At 50.9% G+C, this 17,210-nt stretch carries 17 protein-coding genes and 1 pseudogene; 2 read left to right on the forward strand and 16 right to left on the reverse strand.

The genetic code is table 11. The features are described from left to right. Nucleotides 1–205 precede the first annotated feature (205 nt). Both CPT76_RS39415 and CPT76_RS39420 read left to right on the forward strand, forming a co-directional pair. Nucleotides 206–391, forward strand: a complete 186-nt coding sequence (locus CPT76_RS39415) for a site-specific integrase (RefSeq protein ID WP_258168291.1) — start codon at nucleotides 206–208, stop codon at nucleotides 389–391. A gap of 212 nt (nucleotides 392–603) precedes the next feature. Beyond that, the gene (locus CPT76_RS39420) at nucleotides 604–1,143 is read left to right on the forward strand and encodes a tyrosine-type recombinase/integrase (protein WP_258168292.1); all 540 of its coding nucleotides are present in this window, start codon (nucleotides 604–606) and stop codon (nucleotides 1,141–1,143) included. A 93-nt stretch (nucleotides 1,144–1,236) separates the two neighbouring features. Here the strand turns inward: CPT76_RS39420 and CPT76_RS10835 are convergent, their stop codons facing one another. The 16 genes and pseudogenes from CPT76_RS10835 to CPT76_RS10910 all read right to left on the reverse strand — a co-directional run. Further along, nucleotides 1,237–1,677: a sulfatase/phosphatase domain-containing protein gene (locus tag CPT76_RS10835; protein ID WP_105442924.1), complete on the reverse strand. Its 441-nt coding sequence runs from the start codon at nucleotides 1,675–1,677 to the stop codon at nucleotides 1,237–1,239. Beyond that, the gene (locus CPT76_RS10840) at nucleotides 1,572–2,753 is read right to left on the reverse strand and encodes a sulfatase-like hydrolase/transferase (protein ID WP_105442925.1); all 1,182 of its coding nucleotides are present in this window, start codon (nucleotides 2,751–2,753) and stop codon (nucleotides 1,572–1,574) included. The genes CPT76_RS10835 and CPT76_RS10840 overlap by 106 nt, the downstream gene beginning before the upstream one ends. Continuing rightward, entirely contained in the window at nucleotides 2,668–3,555 is an 888-nt protein-coding gene (locus CPT76_RS10845) for an AraC family transcriptional regulator (RefSeq protein ID WP_105442926.1), read from the reverse strand. Before CPT76_RS10845 ends, CPT76_RS10840 begins: the two co-directional genes overlap by 86 nt. Before the next feature lie 30 nt (nucleotides 3,556–3,585). Then, nucleotides 3,586–5,004, reverse strand: coding sequence for a sulfatase family protein (locus tag CPT76_RS10850; RefSeq protein ID WP_105442927.1), 1,419 nt, complete (start codon nucleotides 5,002–5,004; stop codon nucleotides 3,586–3,588). A 14-nt stretch (nucleotides 5,005–5,018) separates the two neighbouring features. After that, on the reverse strand, nucleotides 5,019–5,207 hold the full coding sequence (locus tag CPT76_RS10855) for an adenylyl-sulfate kinase (RefSeq protein WP_105442928.1): 189 nt from the start codon (nucleotides 5,205–5,207) through the stop codon (nucleotides 5,019–5,021). A 32-nt stretch (nucleotides 5,208–5,239) separates the two neighbouring features. Then, nucleotides 5,240–5,485 carry a hypothetical protein gene (locus CPT76_RS10860; protein ID WP_105442929.1) on the reverse strand — a complete coding sequence of 82 codons (246 nt, stop codon included), beginning with the start codon at nucleotides 5,483–5,485 and terminating at the stop codon, nucleotides 5,240–5,242. Between the two features lie 57 nt (nucleotides 5,486–5,542). Continuing rightward, on the reverse strand, nucleotides 5,543–6,673 hold the full coding sequence (locus CPT76_RS10865) for a Gfo/Idh/MocA family protein (RefSeq protein WP_105442930.1): 1,131 nt from the start codon (nucleotides 6,671–6,673) through the stop codon (nucleotides 5,543–5,545). 144 nt (nucleotides 6,674–6,817) lie between these two features. Next, nucleotides 6,818–7,699 carry a carbohydrate ABC transporter permease gene (locus CPT76_RS10870; RefSeq protein ID WP_105444041.1) on the reverse strand — a complete coding sequence of 294 codons (882 nt, stop codon included), beginning with the start codon at nucleotides 7,697–7,699 and terminating at the stop codon, nucleotides 6,818–6,820. Between the two features lie 23 nt (nucleotides 7,700–7,722). Next, on the reverse strand, nucleotides 7,723–8,589 hold the full coding sequence (locus CPT76_RS10875) for a carbohydrate ABC transporter permease (RefSeq protein WP_105442931.1): 867 nt from the start codon (nucleotides 8,587–8,589) through the stop codon (nucleotides 7,723–7,725). A 21-nt stretch (nucleotides 8,590–8,610) separates the two neighbouring features. After that, nucleotides 8,611–9,942, reverse strand: coding sequence for an ABC transporter substrate-binding protein (locus tag CPT76_RS10880; protein ID WP_105442932.1), 1,332 nt, complete (start codon nucleotides 9,940–9,942; stop codon nucleotides 8,611–8,613). Nucleotides 9,943–10,109: 167 nt separating this feature from the next. Then, nucleotides 10,110–11,624 (reverse strand): response regulator transcription factor, encoded by a 1,515-nt coding sequence (locus tag CPT76_RS10885; protein ID WP_181152788.1) that lies wholly within the window; start codon nucleotides 11,622–11,624, stop codon nucleotides 10,110–10,112. Continuing rightward, nucleotides 11,599–13,425 carry a sensor histidine kinase gene (locus CPT76_RS10890; RefSeq protein WP_105442934.1) on the reverse strand — a complete coding sequence of 609 codons (1,827 nt, stop codon included), beginning with the start codon at nucleotides 13,423–13,425 and terminating at the stop codon, nucleotides 11,599–11,601. Before CPT76_RS10890 ends, CPT76_RS10885 begins: the two co-directional genes overlap by 26 nt. Nucleotides 13,426–13,728: 303 nt before the next feature. Then, a pseudogene (locus CPT76_RS10895) lies at nucleotides 13,729–15,140 on the reverse strand (DHA2 family efflux MFS transporter permease subunit). Between the two features lie 137 nt (nucleotides 15,141–15,277). After that, complete coding sequence (locus CPT76_RS10900; RefSeq protein ID WP_105442935.1) at nucleotides 15,278–15,745, reverse strand: MarR family transcriptional regulator; 468 nt, start codon at nucleotides 15,743–15,745, stop codon at nucleotides 15,278–15,280. A 94-nt stretch (nucleotides 15,746–15,839) separates the two neighbouring features. Next, on the reverse strand, nucleotides 15,840–16,271 hold the full coding sequence (locus tag CPT76_RS10905) for an SRPBCC family protein (RefSeq protein ID WP_105442936.1): 432 nt from the start codon (nucleotides 16,269–16,271) through the stop codon (nucleotides 15,840–15,842). Nucleotides 16,272–16,330: 59 nt separating this feature from the next. Then, nucleotides 16,331–17,210: tetratricopeptide repeat protein (locus CPT76_RS10910; RefSeq protein WP_105444042.1), on the reverse strand; the 880-nt coding region annotated here is incomplete at its 5' end.

Consider the following 17,210-nt stretch of genomic DNA (forward strand, 5'->3'; position numbering starts at 1 on the left):
TCATCACCTGGTGATCCTTCAGCTTCATTGGGCAAGAAAATGGTTGTAAAGGGTACGACAGACCCTTAATCGGCCTAAAATCCGGTCCCCCGTTTATTTGTGGCAAAAGCGCCCTAACTAACAGCGTTTTTTGTTATACTAAAATTGCATTAAATCTATATTTAATGCAATTTATCTTTAAATCGATCAGGTGGGTGCCAAGCCGATGAAATATACGGAAGTTTTTGAGCAATATGAACGCGAAACGAAGCTGTTTGTTTCCTATATGAAGGATCGTGAATATTCGCAAGAAACGCAGAATGCTTACTTTCATGATCTCAAGCATTTTTTGACGTCGCTGGACGGCAAAGCCGTTTCGGAAGTTACAGAGATTGATGTGATGTATTCCTGACCCGTGTGCGGGAGAGCGGCGCCGGCGCCCGGTACCGCAACCGGTGCCAGTCAGCCATCCGCCTCTTTTATAAAGTCATGATTCGATTCAAGCTAACCGACCATAATCCGGCCATGAATATTGAAAAAGCAAAGGTCGAGAAGAAAAAACAGCCCGTGTATCTTCAAAAGCAATTTCTCGATGCATGCCTGGGACTGGTTGAAGGAAGATATATGATTCGGGATGTTTCGATCGTCGCTCTGATGGCCTATGCGGGACTTCGTGTCAGTGAGATCGTGAAGTTTAACATTTCGGACTTCGATCAGGAAGGGAACAACATCGGTGTACTCGGAAAAGGCGGGAAATGGCGCTACATCCCCCTCCCTGCCGAAATGACCAACTTACTGCAAACATGTCTGAGCGAGCGGATCTCTCCCCGGAATCCCAAGGAAACGGCCTTTTTTATTTCCCAATTCCGGCGCCGTATCAGCAAACGAATGGTTCAAAGTATCGCGGAAAAGACCTTTCAAGCCCTGTTCGAAAAGTATCCGCATTTATCGGGAAGAACGCTGTCCGCCCATAAGCTGAGACACTCCTTCGCTACGGATCTGCTGCACAACGGAGCCGACCTGCGGACGGTTCAAGAGCTGCTTGGCCATGAGGATATTTCCACGACCCAGATCTACACCCACGTTTTAGATGAGGCCAAAGAGCGTGCGATGAATAATATCCGGCCGGCTATTCCAGAGGAGTTGTTGAATGGGCAAGCTTAAACGGGCGCCGGAATTTATTTGGGGAACGAAAAAAGCTCCCGAATGACCGACCTGAGCCGTACAGGTCTTTTCATTGGGAGGATGGAAAAAAAACTACCCTTTAAGCGATCCGGTCGTCCGCTGGCTATCGTTCAGCTTGGCGCCGCCCAGCAGCTGCCTCTGCATCCACTGGTTCGAGACGAGCGCATCCCCGTCCGCCTTTAGCTGATGATACAGCCGAGCGCGAAGTTCTTGCAGGATGCCGGCATGCTCCGCTTCGCTGACGACATTATTCAGCTCGCCGGGATCAGATTGCAGCTGATACAATTCGTCGATATCCGTTGGATTCCAGATGTATTTCCACTGCCTGGTCCGGATCATACGCTGCGTATACAGTCCGAACTGCTGACCGTTGTATGTGGATACAACTGCGTCCCGCCACGGTTCAGTCAGTCCCTCGCCGGTAAGCAGCGGAAGCAGCGATTTCCCCTGCAGATGGCCGGGGTTACATAACTCAAGTCCCAGGATGGACAGTAACGTCGGAGGCAGATCCAGAAATTATACNCGAAATCATCGCAGGTCTGCCCGGGATGCCGAACGCCGGACCAGCGAATGATGAGCGGCACCCGAACGACGTCTTCATATAAAATATAATGCTTATCCATCATGCCGTGCGAGCCGCACATGTCGCCATGGTCGGCAGTGAAGATGACCATCGTATTCTCTGCGGCCCCTGTGCGTTCCAGCACATCCAGCACCTTGCCGATGGCATCGTCAAGCTGACTGATCAATCCGTAGTACCGGGCAACAATAGGCGCCCAGTCATCCCATGTATAATGCTCCACGCCCCAGCTCAGCTGCTGCTGCCGCTGGATGTACGGCTTGCCCGTCAGTGTATCTCTGAATCCTTCCCATTCCGGCACGCCTGCAGGGTCGTACATGTCGGCAAACGGCGCGGACGGCCTACACGGTAGGTGCGGTTCGGAGAAATGCAGCGCCATGTGCCAAGGCTTCCCGCTGGATTGAAGGCGTTCCAGTTCCTCGGCTGCACGGTCTGAAAACCAATGCGTCTTTGCGTCTTCCAGCGGAATGGGATTACTCTCGCCAAAGTATCCGTTTGTAAAATGCACGTCCGGGTACTTATTCTTGGCAAATTCGTCGTACTCCGCTTCACCGAGATACGAATGATAGCCGTAGGCCGTTGCATCGTAATCGGGATTCACACCCCATTTACCCAGGTAGGCACAAGTATACCCGTTCTCTGCAAGCGTCCTCGCCCAGGTGTAGGCGTCAGGAGGCAGCGTTGCAACAGGAAGCGCCCCGCTGTAGTTCCACAAGGCGCCAAACGTTTCCGGCCGGCTGCCATGAAGCAGGGACTGCCGCGCCGGGCAGCAGACCGGCAGCACGGAGTACGCATGCGAGAACGCCGCGCCGCCTGCAGCGAGCCGGTCCAAATTCGGCGTGCGGACCGGATGCTTACCACTATAGCCCACGCAGTCGTAGCGAAGCTGGTCCGCTGTGATCAGCAGTACATTGGGACGCTGATTACGCATGTGCACCGCTCCTGAACTCGCTCGGTGAGCAGCCGGCATGCCGCACGAAGAGCCTGCTGAAGAACGACGGATCGTCATAGCCGACGCTGGCGGCCACGGCAATCACCTTCTCGTCCGATTCGGCCAGCATCCGCTTGGCCCGTTCAATCCGGATTTCATGGAGGACGTCGAATACGCTCTTGTGAAATTCTTCCCTCATGATGCGGTTAAGCTGGCGGGTGCTGACGTTAAATAAACCGGAAAGGGATTGGAGCGTAATTTTTTTATCGAAGCTGCGCTCTAAATAACCGTAGATCCGGCGGGCTGTCATCACCCGGTCCAGCTGGCGCGGCGAAGCATAGCTTTTACGGCTGTGCATTAGCGCGTAATATCGAGAGAGGAGCACCAGCAGTTCCACCAGCTGAAGCTTGATCACCGTCGTATGCCCAAAGACTCGCGCTCCGATTTCCCGGATCATGCTGTCAAGCAGCGTAAGGACGGAAGCCGCTTCCTGTCCGAGCAGGTTTAAATGATGATTGAAACGGACGTCATGCTTCAGGAAAGGATGCACATAGAAGTAATCCATCGAAGTGGTAATCTCCAGCTCCCTGAGCAGGGCATCCGAAATGAAAGACGGCATGAACAGACAGTTGATGATTTCCATCTTCTCGCCTTGCTCCACGTCATAGGCATGTGTCTCGCCCGGATTGATGATGAACACGTCCCCTGCCCGGATGTCATAACGCGTTCCTTGAAAGATATGACTTCCTCTTCCCTTCACAATATAGACGAGCTCGACGAATTCATGCCCATGCTCGGCAAGCGATCCCTGCTCGGTCCGTGTGATCCAGAACGGAAATTCTTCCTTCATGAAGCCCCGGCTATTGAGAATTTCCTGCACACAGTAGCACCTCCTTCTGACCGTTCGCCATTAATGGCAGGACGAAGCTGCCTGATCAAACCGCTCCCGCCGCGGATCCCGCTGCCATTCGTCCCAGCTCATGCCGGAAGCGGACAGAATTTGCTCGATCCGTCTCCGGAACGGCAGTCCCGCCTCAGCGAGCTGCCGCATCATCGGGTCCTCGCGGCCGCCGAGCTTGCTGCTGACCCAATCGCAGATCTCCTGTTCGAATTGGTTGGCGAGCTCCGGAAGCTGATCCGCCAGATTGTCGTTCTCCCCGGGGTCGGCGATCAGATCATACAGTTCCCTTGGCGGACGGGTGAACGGCCCTGCATCGTACGTACGAATGAACTTGTATCTCGGTGTCCGGATGGCTCTGGCTGCCTGCCAGGCGCATTCGCTCAAGAATACTTTCTCCGCCGTTCCCTCGGCCTCTCCTCGAATCGCCGGCCATAAACTTTTGCCGTCCAACCCAATAGGATCTGTTAGTGGAGCAAGGTTAATATGTGAAGGGTGCTCTTGACGGATGGACTCCAGGACGGTCGGCAGCAAGTCTACCTGCTGAACCAGCCCATGAACTCTCTTTCCAGATGGAATTCTGCCCGGCCAACGCATGATGAGTGGAACGTGGACGGTCGGTTCATACAGTCCGCAGTGGTCCCAATATATATCGTGCTCCGTCAGGCTTTCTCCATGATCCCCGAAAAGAATCAGCAGGGTATCCTCGGCAATTCCCAGTTTTGCCAGATGGTCGTCCAGCTCCTTCAATCGGTCGTCCAAATACCGGATTTCGGCGTCATAGAGCGCATCATAATAAGCACTGTCCGTTACCGGGCCGACCAGATCGTAGTGGTGGTGTTTGAAAAACGGATATGCCGGGTGATTATACGCCCGCTCCATGCTGCGGTTGGCCGGATCATAGGGATCACGGCCGCTGTCGTAAAATTCGGGAACATAGTCTGCCGGCGGCAGGTAAGGCGTGTGAGCATCCCAATAATGGAGGAACAGAAAAAAGTTCTCCTCCCGATGCGCCTCAATCCACGGAATTGCCAGCTCGTTGACGGTCATGCCGTCAATCCAGCGGTTGCCGCCGACGCTGTTCGTGTAATAGCGGTAACCTCTGGCGAACCATTCCTTCAATTGATACAAATTGTCTACCGCCGAGGTAGTGAATCCGGCGCTTCTCAGCATCGTCGGCAGCCATGGCACCGACTTCGGCAGGTGAGCCAGCTCGGAGCCATGCGATACAACGCCTGTTGTGAGTCCGATTTTGCCCGTGAAGATCCCAGTATGCGCCACTTCCGTCGGAATATCGGCGGCGAACGCCCGTTCGAAGAGAACGCCCTGGGCGGCGATCCGGTCCATATGCGGACTCGTCGGCTTGGTGTAACCATACCCGCTTAACCGGAAAGCGCGAAGCGTATCCAATGAAATCATAATGATTTTCATCCGTCTTAGTCCTCCTAAGGAGCTGCCTTTTTTAGCGGTGCCCTGCGATTCAGCCAGGATAGAATCTGATCGCTGTTGTGCTGAAGCGAATGGGATGATGTGCAAATCGTGATGTCGGGATCGGATGGGATGTCGTAAGGGTCGGATATTCCGGTGAAATGCTTCACTTCTCCCCGCCTTGCTTTGGCATACAGGCCCTTCACGTCACGCCGCTCGCATTCCTCCTAAAGGACATTTAAGGAAGCAGTCGCTGCTCATCGAGCGATGCCACTTCCGTCGAAAGAAGGGACAGGCCGTTCTCTTGTACGATTTCGAGCAGCTCGTTCTTCTGCTCTTTCCAGCGGCTAAGGTCCAGGTGCTCGCACATCCCCTGGATGGCGGCAATCTCGACTCCGTCGTAACCGCAGAGTGCGATTTGCTTTGCCGCTTCCGCAAAGCTGAAATGCTTGAATAATACGGAATTGACCCCTAACTTGATCATCTCGGGTTTTCCTCCTTGTTCTTCGAATATTCGAATCATGGATATAATCCAGATTTCTTACTTCAAGTACAGCGGATCACCATGCAGTGGCGGCAGCGGATGCGGCCGAACGACTTCACCGCCGAGCTCGTAGGACTCCTGAACCGCATGTACGTATTCCAATACGGCCAGCGCATCGCGGCCGCTGGCGCGCAGCTGGTCCTGAGACACCTTGTTCTCTACATCCTCCAGGAAGGCGTGCAGCCGGTTGTTGAACGTCCGGTTAAAATCGTTTGTGCCGAAATCGGTGACAACCGGTTCCGGTTGAACGCTGATCGCGGCGATGCCCTTCTCTGCCTTCCAGAACGAAACCTTCTCGACGCAATTTTCGATGCAGAACGTTCCCTTGGATCCAGCCACCTCCAAGCTCCACCAGCCGCCGAGACCATACACCGCATCGCCCCGCTGGCTAAGCAGGTATCCTACGCCGCCGTTCGCAAATTTGACATGAATGCTGTTGATGGACACCATCACGTCACCGGCGCTGCGGCGGAACCCCGGCCGGTCCGAGAACGTTTGGATGTGGGTGATATCTCCGCAGAAATGCCGCATCACACTGAACGGATGCGTTAGAAATGCCCGCATGTGAAAATACGGATGCCCACTGATTTTCGCTGAGCCGGCGGGCGCATAATTCGCTTCGCCGCCGTTGAAGCCCATCTTGGCAAGACAATACACAAGCTCGCCGATTTCTCCGCCGTCCATGTAAGCCTTTGCCTTCTCGGCAGGAGCGGTGAAATAATGATTCAGGTTGCATCCGAGATACACCTTCTGCTTCTCCGCGAACGCAACGAGTTCGCGGCCTTCGCGGACATCATTGCACAGCGGCTTTTCGACGAGCACATGCTTGCCGTAAGCGATCGCTTCCATCGCCGGTTCGAAATGCCAGCTTCCGTTATCGATCCCTCCGGTCGTAATGTCCACGACCTGCAAATCCGGCTCGTTCTCGATCATGTCCTTCAAGCTGTAATAGGCTTTGACGCCATGTCTTTCCGCAGCGGCATCCGCCCGTTCCCGAACGACGTCGCATACCGCTACAACATCCGCCAATTCGTCGTCCTTATAACAATTGGCGTGGTTATTCCCGATTCCATTCATGCCGACAATTCCGATTTTGACCGCCATTACCTCATCCCTTTCATCCGTCATTGATTCGTTGTTCCACAAGCAGATGATCTGTAACCGTTTTCTAATAACATCATAATCTCCGTCATTTCCAGATTCATGGTCGATCGGGACAGAAACCGTACCGATCCGGACGATTTGTTATGCGCATTTAGCCAGGTCATTCTTCTAGCCTTTGACCGCCCCTGCCGTCATCCCCGCTACGATCTTCTTGTTAAAGAAAATAAAGAGAATGAGCGGCGGAATCGAGATCAGCACGATATCCGCAAACAGCAGGTTCCACGATGTCGTGAACCGGCTCATGAAATTGTACAGCGTCAGCTGGATCGTGGCGTTGTCCGCGCCGGGGAAAAAGTAAAGCGGATTGACAAAGTCGTTAAACACATTGATGGACGTCAGCACAATCACAGTCGAGGTCACCGGCTTCAATAGCGGAAAAATGATGCTCATAAACAACCGGCCGCCGCCGCATCCGTCGATTAAGGCGCTCTCATCGACTTCGCGGGGGAGCGTTGCCACGAACGCTTTGTACAAAATCGCCGCAAACGGAAAATGAAGCGCGACTTCGATGAGCGTGATTCCCGCCAGCGTCTTAAACAATCCGATGGAATCGAGCACCCAGATCGTCGGCACGATGGCCGGCGGGATCATGAGCCCGGCCAGCACAAGAAAATTAATGAAAGAGGACGTCCTCCCTCCTTCCCTGCGCTGCAGCACGAAGCCGGCCATCGCCGCCACAATAACGAGGATGCTGATGGACAGGACGGTGAGCAGGGTACTGTTGATGAATGCGCGGATCAGCATATAATCCGAAGCAGTCAGGACGGCTTTATAATTGTCCAGGAAATGAAAACTGGTTGGCCAAGCCATGCTCATATCCGCGGACTCCGCCTGATTCTTAAGCGAGTTGATGATGACAAAGTAAAAGGGAATCCAAAAGATCAAGGTACTCAGAAGGAGTGCCACGATACCTATCGTGATTTTCCTCACCCGTTTGGATAATCTGCCGTCAGCGCGCTCGCTCCTGCTTCCGCTGATGCCCTTGATCATGTGATTGCTGCTTATATCTTTGCTCATAAGTTCACCTCGCTTTTCGTCAGGAACTTATAGAGCGGAAACGCCAGCACCGAGACGGCGATGAACAAGATCACGTTACCGGCCGTAGCGAGCCCATAAAAACCGGCCTGGTACTGCTTGTAAATAATCGAGGCGATCAAGTCGGTCGTAAAACCGGGTCCCCCCTTCGTCATCGCCCAAATCAAATCGAAGGAGCGCAGGCCACCGATGAACGCGAGGATAATGACGGAGTTCATGGCCGGCCGGCTCAGCGGCAGCGTGATGTTCCGAAAAGCAGAATAGTTGTTCCCTCCGTCAATCTTTAAGGCTTCGTAATATTCCTGGGGAATCGCCGATATCCCTGCGATGTAGATGACCGTCGCGACGCCGACGCCCTTCCAGACATCGACCATCGCAACGGACAATAATGCGATTTTCGTATTGCCCAGCCAATCCGGACCGGTGATGCCCAGAGAGGCCAGGACGGTGTTGAACATCCCGTGCGAAGGGTGCATCATCGTGGAGAATGCGATCCCCACGGCGATCGTACTTAGCAAGGTCGGAAAGAAGATAACCGAACGCAAATAGTTTTTGAACAGAATCCTTGACGTAAGGAAGGCACCGAGCAGAAGACCAAGCACGACTTTTAACCCGCAGGTCACGACGGCGTACACAAGCGTGTTCCGGAAACCGATGCTCAGCGACGTTTCGGAGAAAAACGTGGCATAATTCTCAAAGCCGATATACGTCCATTTTGTTAAGGTCCATCTCGTCATGCTGAAGAAAAACGATAGGATGGTAGGGAGCAAATAAAAGACGAAGTAAATGATGCCGGCTGGCAGTAAAAAGAAATACGAATACGTTCTCATCTTGGTTTTGGTCATGAAGTTCTCCTTTCTCGGCGGTTACCAGCCAGGAAGGTTCAGCTGCTGCGCCTGTTTCTCCACGTCCTTGTCGTAGTCTTCGGCCCCTTTCTTGCCTGTGCTGATGCCGCTGCCGACGGCGACCGTGATGTTTTCGAGATTCGGCCCTTTGACCGGGGAGACGAATTCAAGCGCCGGTGCGGTGTGACCTTCATCGAAATAATGCTGCATGTCTTTTACGGCACCGTAAGAATCGTCCGGCAGTGTGGCGCCTTTGATCACGTATGGACCCGCCGCTTTCACCTTGGAAGCGAACACGGCCTGCCCTTCCGAAGAGACAAAATAGTCCACCCATTTCTTTGCCGCGTCGGCGTTTTTGGTGTCTTTGTTGATATACAGGCCGCTCGGCATCCATATGGTCAGCCCGTTTATGTCCGCGCTGTCGCTCGGCTGGGCAAAAAATCCGATGTCGTCGATCTGGTCCGGCGTATTGGCCATGATCGTATCGAGTCCACTGGACAGCATCGGGTAATGCACGCCTTCGCCGGTTGCCAGCATTTTCAGCGCCACGTCATAGGTCGTTGCCAGAAAATCTTTATTCATATAGCCCTTCTTGTACACTTCTTCGATCTTTTCGAAGCCGCGGAGCGCCGCAGGTGTGGTTGCATACTTGACCTTGTTGGCCGTGTAATCCGTCGCGAAATTCGGAACCTGCGCCTGAACGTTATAGAAGTCGGCTAGCACAAACAACTGTGAAGTCCAAGTATCCTTGTAGGAAGCGAGCACAGCGGTTTTGCCGGCTGCTTTGATCTTTTCGTTGTTGGCCATGAACTCATCCCATGTTTTAGGTACGGATAAGCCAAGGTCGGCGTAAACCTTTTTGTTGTAGAGAATGCCCCCTGCATTGGTGGATCCCACAGGAGCACCGTATACTTTACCGTTGGATGTGACGACCGTCTTGAAGGAATCGAGCACATTCGCCATAAAAGGTTCGCTCGTAACGTCCATAAAGTGCTCTTCCGGATTCAGTGCCAGAAAAAGCGATCCCGTGTTATATACGAGCATATCATCCATATCGCCGGTGGCCAGGCGCGTCTTGACCAGATTGTCGCCTTCCCCGCCGTCCGGTTTAATATCGAATTCGATGGCGATATTCAGCTTTTTCTCAGCCTCTGCCGCTACGGCTTTCAGCGCCTCCAGGGTTGTACCTGTGTTGCCGACCATCAACGTCAGCGTCGTCTTTTTCGAAGTTGAACCGGCATTTCCGGTATCGCCTTCGGCGGCCTTGCCCCCTCCCCCGCAGCCTGCAAGCAGCGTCATCATTAACACGATACTGGTAACGAATGCAAGCGGTTTGCTCTTCGTCATCTTCATGTTTACACAACCTCCCTAACTGATTCCTTCATTGGATCCTGCAGATTGCTCAAAGGTTGAATGCGCTTTCGATGGGAGAAACGATGCAGCATCAAGGGCCCGGGTTCCCTCGTAAGTTAAGATTAGATGGATTACGGATGGGTGAACACCTGTGCTTTTGCCCATTTTTAGGGGGTGAATTTTCTTTTTTGCATTTGAGCGTATGTTTTAGGGGGGGCGCCGACGATTCTTTTGAATACTTGGCTGAAATGCTTTGGATCCTCATAGCCGACAAGTCTGCTGACATCCGTGATGCGGGCTCCCTCACTCAACAGCGTTTTGGCTGCTTCGATCCGGTGCCTAATCAAATAGTCTGAGAAGGTATACCCCGTCTGGGTTTTAAACAGGCGTGACAAATAACCGAGGCTTATGTGATGTTCCGCGGCAAACTGCTGAAGTGAAAGATCATGCTGATAATTCGAATGGATATGATTTAACAGAATGGGGACAAGTTCCTTGGGTTTCTGATCTAAAGGTGTCTGCCCGACGAACAGCCCGAATACTTTACGGGTGAGCCAGCCGGACAATTCGTCATACGTAGTGAATTCGTGAAGTACATGCATGTCGTCATGGAGCGCGGCGATTCGGGTGTCCCGGTTAGAAGAAGCATGAAGGTTATATTTGAGCGAATAGAAAAGATCACTAATGAACAGCGTCAGCTGCTTCAAAGTCAGTTGATGATGCTTTAATTCATGAATTATACTCTGAATCGTATCTTTCCCCTTTTGGATTTCTCCCTGTGCGATAAAATTTTGGAGCAGCCTGGCACGGTCCCAAATTTCGCCGATTTCAGCCTCTACAGTGCATGTGTCTGGCGTTACGTATGTGGACATCCCGAACTTCCTCTGCTCCTCGATCATTTTGTTTAAAACCGTATAGCTGGAGTGCAGGGACTGCCCTTTCTTCTTGATGGCGTAACCCATGTGCACTTGAATCCCGGAATGGATCAATTGTTGATAGAGCGTTTGAAGGCAGGACGTACAGTATGCAATAAGATGTTCATCCTCTAAGGCTGCAAGCAGAACCTTCCGCTTGGCGCCAACGTCGATGCAGCAGAGGTCTTGTTCTTGCAGCCGCTTGTGAAATGCTGATCGTGCGCTGACTAGCGCCGTATCCTTCCCGCCCTCTTCCGAAGCACGGCCATTTATTTGCAGTAATGCTGCGAAATACAGGCTCCCGGTAACGGATGCCGTATACTCATTCTCCGGGGTCTCTGAAGACAGAAGCATCTGTGTGACGGCTGCATGCATACGTTCGGTTTTTCTTTTCGTATCGTTTGTAATATGAAGAAGCGTTTGGTCAATGGCCGCGTATAAAACCTCCTTGCGGACAGGCTTCAGCAAATAGTCGATGACTCCCATTTTCATCCCCTGCTGGGCATAGGTAAACTGGTCATGCACGCTCAGCACTATCGCTTTGAGGTCTGGGTGGACACCGATTAACGCTTTGATCAATTCCAGCCCGTTCATCCCCGGCATCGTGATGTCGGTCAATACCAAGTCGGGCGTGTTCTCATAGGCCGCGGCCAACGCTTCATCTCCGCTGCCGAATGCAAAAATGCGGTGCTCCGTTTCATAAATCCGGAACAGTTCGACGAGCTCCGCAAGCGCCCAATGCTCATCCTCCACCAGAAATATATTCATCCGAAGCCTCCTCCTTATTCCTGTTGTTGTGATCCATAAACGGTAAGGTGATCCGGACGGTCGTCCCTCCGCCCTGGCCGCTCTCCAGCTCCATCCCGTATTCAGCCCCATAGTACAACCGAATCCGTTCACGGATATTGCTGAGTCCGATCCCATACGGCTGGTCTTGAATGCGGCTCGAATGAGCAGCATGCTGGAGTGCACTCCGCAGCCCTTCCAGCTGCTCCTTGTCCATGCCTTTGCCGTTATCGGACACCTCGATGACGAACGAGCTGCCGTTTTGCATCGCCCGAAGGTCAATCCTTCCGCCGGACTTCATGTTACCCAGTCCATGGATGATGGCGTTTTCGATCAGAGGCTGTATCGTTAATTTCAATACCGATGCATGGAGCAAATGCTCAGGGACGGACACGTGAAGCTCGAACCTGCTGCCGAACCGGTGATACTGGATGTTCATATAATTTTCGATATGGTTCAGTTCTTCTTGAAGGGGGACCGGGTGCTGCAAATTTTTCATGCTGTACTGGAACAGCTCTGCGAGCGATTCCGACATTTCGGCAACCTCCTCGATGCCCCGGACACGGCTGATCGACTTCATGATGTTCAGGGTGTTGTACAAAAAATGAGGATTGATCTGCGCCTGCAGCGCCGATAACTGGGCATTTTTCTCCGCCAATTTGGATTCGTATACTTCGCTGATCAAGCGGGAAATGCTGTCCAGCATGTTGTTGTAAATCCGGCTCAGCCTGCTGATTTCATGATTTCCTGTAACGGCCATGTATTGACTGAAATCGCCCTGCTCGACCCGCGTCATTTTCTTCATCAAGTTACGCAGCGGAATCGTGATCTGGTGAGACAAAAGATAAGACACGAAGGCGATCAGGACTGTGGCGAGCAGCCCGGCAAGAGCGAGAATATATTGCGACTTTTTCTGCTTGGACAATAAAAAGTCTTTCGGCGTAAGAATGACCGTATTCCATTTGGTATAATCCGAATGCTCGACCGTGTACAGGTATCGCTGCCCCATCCACGTCAATTCCCCCGAGTGAGGCGATTTCTGAAATGCGGACTTGCCCAGTCCCGAATGGGTGTTTCCGGTCAGTTCGTCCTTGTCGTCGTAAACGATGTCTCCATGGTCCGTAACGATGAGAACCCTCATGCTCCGTTCAAATTCGTTGGCATCGGACATGACGAGCATATCGTTAATCACGTTCACATTGATGTTGATCTTCATATACGCGAGGGTGTCCCGATAAGGGATGCGGTTGATGTTCCGCACGAATGAGATGACCTTCTCCCGACGGTCTCCTCCGGTATTTTCCTCAGAGACAGGCAGTAAAATGAACTTGTTTGTCATGATTTCGGCTGTTCGGGGATACCAGAATTCATCTTCCAGATGAAAACTGACTTTAGGCCCGCTGGCTTTCGATACAAAATAAGCATTATGGTCCAAAGTAAACAGGTAAATGCTCTGCAATTGGGATCTCGACTGTAAATGCGTGAACAGCCGATTGTTGATCGTGAGTTCGATTTCGTTCTGCTCCACAGGATCGTCGGAATGGTAATGATCGATCAGGCTGTTCTGGATGATGGAATCCCCGATGATCGACACGGATAATTTTTCAATGTCCTGAACATACAGCTCGAACGTCCTGCTGAACTGCCTCGTAATCGTATCCGATAGTGCGAACGTTTGGCTTTTGATATCGCTTACATTTTTGTAGTCAAACATCAGGCAGGTCAACGTCACGATAAACAGGGATACCGCCGAGAATGCGATAAACATTTTTGTTTTCAGCAAATAGTCGTTCCACCGTTTGATAGGGCTCTCCTCCCTTTATCCATGCCATGTTCTTGTGGAAATCCTTGTGTAAATCCTCCGGTTTCCGATCGTTCTGGTCAGATCACCACCTTCCTCCAAATACTTCCGGTTGTCTTTCTTTGGATGCATATACGCCGGATGATTGTCCTGTATTCGCTAACCGCCGTCTGGAACCCTTGTCACGCAAAAAAACGAATGCCAGGTGGCATCCGTCCCTTATGGAAGCTGTGTGAATGGCAGAAAAATGAACTGCATCCGCCTTTGAATGTGAAGCAAGAATCGTTATGATGCGCTTTTTTTATGGGTAAGGAAAAGACCTGGGATGCAGATTACCGCAAGGACAACGGCGGATACTAAGAATCCTGTATGATAACCCTTTAATCCGTTCGCTATCGCTGGCTGCTTTCCTGGAGGGCCGCTGCTACGACGGTTGCGATAACCGCTGATCCAAAGCTTGAACCCAGGTTTTCAATCATATTGATCCCGACACCTGCTTGCGGAAGTTGTTTGCTGTCCAATCCTGTATAAGCATCACTCGTAAGCGGAAGCATAATTCCTCCAAAACTGGTACCCCGGATGAACAAGACGATGGAAATCCAGATCATGCTTGTATGATCGGTGATAAAGATCAGCGGAATGGAACCAATAAGCGAAATGACAAGGCTGACCAGAACTACGTATTTCGCGCCGATCTGATCAATCATTTTTCCGATCAGCGGCCGGGTAATGAGCATCCCGACGCCTTGGGGAATTAACGCAAGCGCTGCCTCAATGGCAGTAAAATGCCGGAAGTTTTGGAAGAACAACGGCAGGATGATCATCGGACCCATGACGGCAATATTCGCCAAAAACAAACCGATACTCGCAGCAGTGAAGCTCTTATGCGCAAACAGATTCAACGGAAGCACGGTTTGATTTTTTCGGTTCCGATTATATACGAAGTAAATGACGGCTAAGGCAAGACCAATGCCCACCCACAAGATGGTATCCCGATTGTTAAAGGATGCATGGCCCGCTGCTTTCGTAATGCCGTATATTAGGGCCGCACTCATGAAGGACAAATCAATAATTCCAAAAACATCAAGTTTACTGTCTTTGTCAAACGGTTCAAAGTCGGGAATCTTTTTCATCATCAGCGGCGCAGCAATCAGAACGATAAACACGTTGATAAAGAATATCCAATGCCAAGACGCGCCTTGAACGATAAAGCCTCCGATAACTGGCCCTAGGATTGGTCCAAGAATCATAGGCGTGCTGACGATGGCCATCACTTTCCCCACATTTTCAGGACCAGCTGTTTTAACCAATAGGGTTGACATGAGCGTCGTTATAATCCCCGCGCTGAATCCTTGAAGCAGACGAAAAAAGATGAAGCTGGAAATATCCCAGCTTACGCCTACTAACACAGAAACGACACCAAAAGCGATGACTGCTCCGATAAAGACTTTCTTCCCGTTACATGTATTCATAAGCCAGCCGGATACTGGAACTGCGATTGCAAGGGCTAAAACATACCCAGTAACGGACCACTGAACGATATCTAATGTCGTGTTGAAATCCTTAGTTAGCTGGTCGATGGCGATGTTCACCATCGTCGAGTCCAGCATGGGGGCAATGGCTCCGAGGGCAATCGCCCAGGCGGCAATAAGCATTTCTTTGGATAATCCTGGTTCCTTGGCTTTGATTTTTGCCATGTTCATCACCTCACAGAAGGTTGTTGTTTGTTTCCTTGTCAACAATAACGCAACATTGTTTCCTTGTCAACAAAATATTCATAACAAAAAAGCAGCCATGCTCAATAGAGCCCGACTGCCTGCGAATTTGTTCCAACTTAATGAATACTAATACCCTGTTTCATAATTTCTGCATCCAAATGCCTGCTGTACGCTTGGATGAAGCGAAGCATAGCGTCAAATTGCTCCTCGGTTACCTGCTCAAACACGGCTTGATCCCGCTCTTGAAACTCTTGGTGCAGTTCCTCATGGATGTTATAAATGACCTTCCCTTGCTCCGTAAGCCTAAAATAGATTTCTTTCTTGTTATCCGGCTTCTGGTAGCTTTCGATCAGACCTTTTTCCATAAGCTTCTTCGTTAGTTTACTTAGGGCACCTCTCGTCATATAAAGGGATCCCGCAAGTTTGGTTACGTTGGGATCGTCATTTTTTCCGATGGCTTCGATGCAATGGACTTCAGAAGGCTTATACCCCTTAAGACTGTCTTCCATCTTGGATTTATTAAGCCAAACCATCTTGTTAAATAAGTCCCTGAAATCCATCATGACCTGTTCTTGTTTATTCATGGACTGCCCTCCCGCCCGTTGGTGCATGACCCTATTATATGGAGGTTTTGTTTCTATTTCAACAATATCGGCGGCTATGCAAGCATTTAGCTAACTATTTGATCAGGGAGGCTCTCAATTGAACGCCATATTCCAAATACCCTTTTAAACAAGTCAACATATAGACCCATCCTTCTTTATTATCCACTAATTGACGTATCCAGTCCTGCTCGTTTTCGTTAAACCCTTCTTCCGTCACCTCGACGATACTTTCGGAAATCCCCGATTCAGCAATCGTAATGGTAACTTCATGCCCTTCTCCATCGGCGCCCCATTGAAACACGATTTTTTGGTTTTCTTTGATTTCCATGATCTTGATATCGCCCCGAGCATCGTATTCGTCGTATCTTAATGCAATCGTTTTGCCTTGTTCCCATCTTTCAGAGCTTGAAGTGAACCAGAAATTCCCTATTTTAGCTGGATCAACGAAAGCTTCAAACACTTCACTGACCGGTTTGCCGATCTTCATTTTGGTAACGTTGTTCATGCGACCCATTTCCTTTCATTTTGGAGTTTGTCCACATCATTATAGCCTGATTTCTCATTTCATTCATGATACTCGGGATGTTGATGGCGCTCGCATCCGAACAAGTAACAGCTGGACCGCAAGGAAGTATCGTATTTCATAGGAGGAATATAGCCTCCCGTAATACGCTGGAGCAGCCCCTCATACGCCTTCTGTTCCTCAGCCAGTTTCTGAATATACTCGGCCTTTTCATCCTCCGTCCAATCGTCGTCAAACGCCTCTTTGTCCGCGTCGCGGATGTCCTCAGCTTTTTGCTGAATGACTTCATCAAGGATTTCATGTGCGCGCCTTGCTTCATTGATTTTCAGTAAAGCGTACACAAAGCGGCCGACCCAGTCCGGTGTCTTCCAGTATAACTTCCTGCCTTTTTCAAACCATTCAACGGCCTGCTCAAAGCAGTCCAATTCAACATACAATTCCGCCATTTCGACCTGGCCGACAAATTCTTCGTCTTCTTCGGAAAAGGCGTCCAGTTTCGCTTTAGCTTCCTCCGTTCTTCCCAGTTCAATCAAGCACTTAATGTGGCTGTACATCGCATATTCAGAGGGCTGAGCACTACGCTGAAAATAGTCGGCAGCGCTCTGAATATCTCCCAAATGATACCTCGCGATCGCCAGGTTATTGTATGCTTCCTCCGTAGGCTGAATCGCTAAGGATCGGACCAGCATATCCGATGCTTCCTGCCATTTTTCCATGACGAGATAAACCTCACCCAACAAATTATATGGAAAATAAGATGCCGGTTTTAAAGCAATGGCCTCATGGAGCAATGCCAAGGCTGCCTCGTGATCTTCCTCTTCATGCACATAGATCCACGCAAGATTGGTCAAGGACTGAACGTCCCGTGATTCTTCTACAGCTCGTTTGAAAAGTGCTAACGCTTCATCGTATTTGTTTTGT

It is taken from the genome of Paenibacillus sp. AR247, from assembly GCF_002968895.1.
In the GTDB taxonomy this organism is placed as follows: domain Bacteria; phylum Bacillota; class Bacilli; order Paenibacillales; family Paenibacillaceae; genus Paenibacillus_AQ; species Paenibacillus_AQ favisporus.